General features: G+C 40.7%; 3 protein-coding genes. 2 read left to right on the top strand and 1 reads right to left on the bottom strand.

Annotated elements, in window-relative coordinates:
• The coding region (locus A6K76_RS16280) for a DUF8202 domain-containing protein (RefSeq protein WP_211271784.1) at positions 1–2,073 on the bottom strand (2,073 nt) is incomplete at its 3' end.
• An 849-nt stretch (positions 2,074–2,922) separates the two neighbouring features.
• Here A6K76_RS16280 and A6K76_RS16275 point away from each other — a divergent pair.
• Positions 2,923–3,540 (top strand): phosphoribulokinase, encoded by a 618-nt coding sequence (locus A6K76_RS16275; protein WP_169818044.1) that lies wholly within the window; start codon positions 2,923–2,925, stop codon positions 3,538–3,540.
• Positions 3,541–3,601: 61 nt separating this feature from the next.
• Positions 3,602–4,249, top strand: a complete 648-nt coding sequence (locus tag A6K76_RS16270; protein ID WP_066466630.1) for a uridine kinase family protein — start codon at positions 3,602–3,604, stop codon at positions 4,247–4,249.
• Positions 4,250–4,298: the final 49 nt, after the last annotated feature.

Raw genomic sequence — 4,298 nt, 5'->3', positions numbered from 1 at the left:
TAATGCTTCGGCATATGCTTTCCAGCTTGCTTCTGTGTACGCTGCTTCTACTAGATCTTTTGCTTTGTCTACTTCTGTTTGAAGAGCTGTTTTATCCACTGGCACTTCTTTTAGCGCTGCCTTTTTCTCTTCCAGCACTTTTAAAGCTGCATCTACTTCTTCTGCATACGCTTGCCAGCTTGCTTCTGTGTATGCTGCTTCTTCTAAATCTTTTGCTTTGTCTGCCTCTGCTTGAAGAGCTGTTTTATCCACTGGCACTTCTTTTAACGCAGCCTTTTTCTCTTCTAATGCTGTTAACGCCGCATCTACTTGTGCTTGCGTTGCGTTTGCATCAGCTAATACGTCGTTTGCTTCGGCTAATGCTTCCTCATATGCTTGCCAGCTTGCCTCTGTGTACGCTGTTGCTGGCAGCGTCGGGATCGGGATCGTATTTACGGATGCCTGAAGAGCTGTTTTATCCACTGGCTTCTCTTTTAAAGCTGCCTTTTTCTCTTCTAATGCTGTTAACGCGGCATCTACTTCCGCTTGTGTTGCGTTTGCGTCTTGTAAAACACCTTTCACCGCCGCTAATTGTGTAGCAAATGGCGCCCATGTAGACACTTCATAGTATTGTTCCTTTAAACTACTAGCTATATTGTATACTTCCTCTAATGCAGCTTTGTCGATCTGCTTCATAAACGTGAAGTAGCTAGCATCGCTTAACTTGCTGTTATGTATTGTCACGGTGTTCGTTTTTTCGTCAATAGCGAATACTTGCGTGTCAGTAGTAAATGCTGGGTCGTTGTTATGTACGTACAAATATAACTTCGCATCTTTCGGCATAATGCCATCTACCTTCAACGTAATCGTTTGCTCGTTCCAATTTGCACTTTTATCTACCTTAAAAATACGCGGCATCATCATAGCCGATTTTGTATCCGCATTTTTATTCGCTATAGTAGCCGGTAATTGCATATTGTTTAATGGAACAGTGAAATCCTTTGCTGCGTTGTTATCACTAAATGTGAAAAACGTCTGATTGTCTATTTCACCTGTATTATCTTTATTGGCAATTTTGATTTCATCGCCTAATGCAATTGTCACGAACGCATCTTTTTGATTTGATTTCGATTGCTTTTGGTACAGTGCCCCTGCATCGTCGCGTCCAATACCTGTGATGCTCGCGCCGTAACCTTCATTATCATTTGCCGACCACATAATCGTTCCATCGCTCGCAACATAATCTGTCGGCTGGTTGTCTGGACTTTTAATCGTTAATCCGTATTTCAAGCCTAAATAACTGTTGATCTTTTGACGCTCTAGAGAATCAAGCTCGCGATTGAACAATAGCACTTCGCCAACTAATTCTTTATATTGGCCCATATGTGTGGCACCGACATAATAGCGTTCACTTCCCTTCCCTACTAAATCCAACCCATTTGAATTCGTCTTCTTTAGTATATTACCGTTTAACGCCAATGACATTTCATCTAGCTTAGTTATTACATTTAATACGTCAATGTTTGAAACAGGTGGATTGGATACTACTAGGTTTGCTGTGCTACTAAAATATGTACGAATTTCACTTGTACTGTATTCTTGCTTTCCAGTTTCGTAGTTTCCACCAAACTCCCAAGGCGCTACATCCGACGTCGTTTTCGGTGCTTGTACAGAAAACACCTCACGTACTTGATCGTCTAAATTAAATTGCTTAGTTTCATATAAACTTGTGAACGCATAGTTAAAGTTCAACATCTTCGTCGTATCATGCTTTTTAAATAAATAGTCTTCATATGGACTATTAATTAACTGATTGTGTGGTACCCAGCTTCTTGTCACATTGGGTGCTAAATCCTTTAGCTCTGTTACTTGACCCTTCGTATTGACTTTCCCCTGATCCACACTTTTTTCTAAATCTACCCACGATGTCAGTCCTGTACTTACACCGCCAGGATACGGTGTAGCTGGAACTGATTCAGTTTCTGCTGCTGCTTGCTGTGGTAAGCCGACTGATGCACTACTGACAACTAAAGATGCCGCCAAGAAACTGTTAGCAGATCGCTTCCAAATTCGCTCATGTTTTGTTTTCTTCATAAAAATTCCATTTCCTTATATATTTTTAGATTTTACACTTTCAACTATTTATCGATAGCGCAAATTCTCCATATTGTATCACAGAAATACAATAAAATTCTAGTACATATTAAGTGTTAATATGGATTTTTACACTACTTATGAGTAAATTTTAACTAAATTTCTTTTTTAATTCGCAACAAGCACATCTATTGTCTTATAAGATAAAAATATTCGTCTAATCTCTTAAATTTAGCTCTCCATTAGTATCACTTGCTCTATGCTAGTCGTTTATAGGCTGTTAAAATCGAGACGACATTGTATGTAAACACTCAAGCCTCCTAGTTATTTTTTACGTCCAACAGTATCACTTTCATCCTCAGCACAATATAATTAGAGTTTGCAAGCTACATTGAGATCGATGTCTTCCTACACAAGCGATCGAACAGTTCGACAAATTAAGCTCTTTTTTCATTTGTCCTTGAATAAGGGACCATATTAAAACTAATGATTTTGTTTTTAAGCACCATTTAGGAGAAGATCACACTAATTATGTAACAGCACCCGTCGTTCATTCAGTTGAAGTATTACCGATGCTCTAACACTAACAATCTATGTAAATGCAACGGACGATCATTCAGACATTGCTTCAATCGCAGTATTTTTCCGATCTTCCGTGACGAACTAAATACTATTCGCAGATTTAAGTGACTTTACACATCACGTCTTTCACTCTTTATACGAAACACACAATTATGTTATATTTCGATTTTTGACCTACTATTGCATCGAAATTCAAATTTTCAATATGCTCGCTGTTTTGTGACATCCCCTGAATATTGCTATACTGAAACAAAAGGGGTGATGGACATGTTACAAACGCTACTACATTGGATTGAGCGCGAAAATCGTTCGCTCGTCATTGGCATTTCGGGGCATGATGCAGCAGGAAAGACGACGTTTACGAAGCAATTGGCGGAGCAGCTGTCTGGAGAGGTGGAAGTGCTGAATACGGATACATATATTATGAGCGCGAACATTCGTAATTATACGATCGTGCCATTTACGTATGAAGGTGCTTCGTATACATCAAAAATGACGGCGTGCCATCCTGGAGCACATTACGTAGCCGCATTAGAGCGCGACATTGCGATGCGTAAGAGTGATGAAACAAAGACGAAAATTAATCCGTATTACGCACAGCACGACTTACCGCAGAAGCGTCGCATTACGATTGTCGAGGGGATGACGGTTGCGTTTGCGAATGCTGAGCTTTTCGATGTACGCCTTTATTTTTATACCGATCGTGAAACAGCATTTCAGCGACGTGCAAGCAGCGGCGAAAATGGAGATGAGTTAAAAGCTTCGTACGACAACGACCGCATGCAGTACGAGCTGTTTATGCATCCGTATAGCGAGCAGTTTGATGTCGTTATGAAAAGTACGATTGACCAGCCGTGGATTGTTGAAAAAAATATGCTCGTTTAAATGGAGGAGCACGTGCATCAATGCGCCTGCTCCTTTTTGTTGTTATACTGCTGTAGAAAGGATGATGAAGATGATACAAACAATGCTCGAATGGATTGAGCGTGAAAATCGTTCGCTCGTCATTGGCATTTCAGGGCACGGCGCAGCAGGCAAGACGACGTTTACCGAACAGCTCGTTGAACGACTACCATTTGATGTGAACGTACTCAATACCGATCCATACATTGTTAGCTCCGATATTCGCAAATATACGATGATGCCGTATACATATGAAGGTGTAGCGTACACGTCAAAAATGACCGCATGCCACCCTGCTGCACATTTTATACCTGCACTCGAGCGCGACATTGCAATGGTTCATAACGGTCTTGATGTAATGACGATTGATGCACATTACGCGCCAAGCGAACGATTACATCGAAAGCACCGCATTACGATTGTGGAAGGAATGTCCGTTGCGTTTGCGCATGCTGACCTATTCGATGTACGCCTTTATTTTTATACCGATAGCGAAACGGAATTTCATCGCCGCGCCAGCCGAGATATTACCGAACGTGGCATGAAGCTCGATTATTTAAAAGCATCTCACAACGACCGCCGCATGCAGTACGAACTGTTTATGCATCCGTATAGCGAGCAGTTTGATATCGTTGTAAAAAGTACGATTGCACAGCCGTGGATTGTTGAGAAAAATACTTTTTCTATATAGATTCACTAGCGTCGCATAAATGTTAACCGAATTTTAAATTTACTTATTT

Source organism: Caryophanon latum, from assembly GCF_001700325.1.
Classification (GTDB): Bacteria; Bacillota; Bacilli; order Bacillales_A; family Planococcaceae; genus Caryophanon; species Caryophanon latum.
This window is presented reverse-complemented; position numbering and strand designations above follow the sequence as displayed.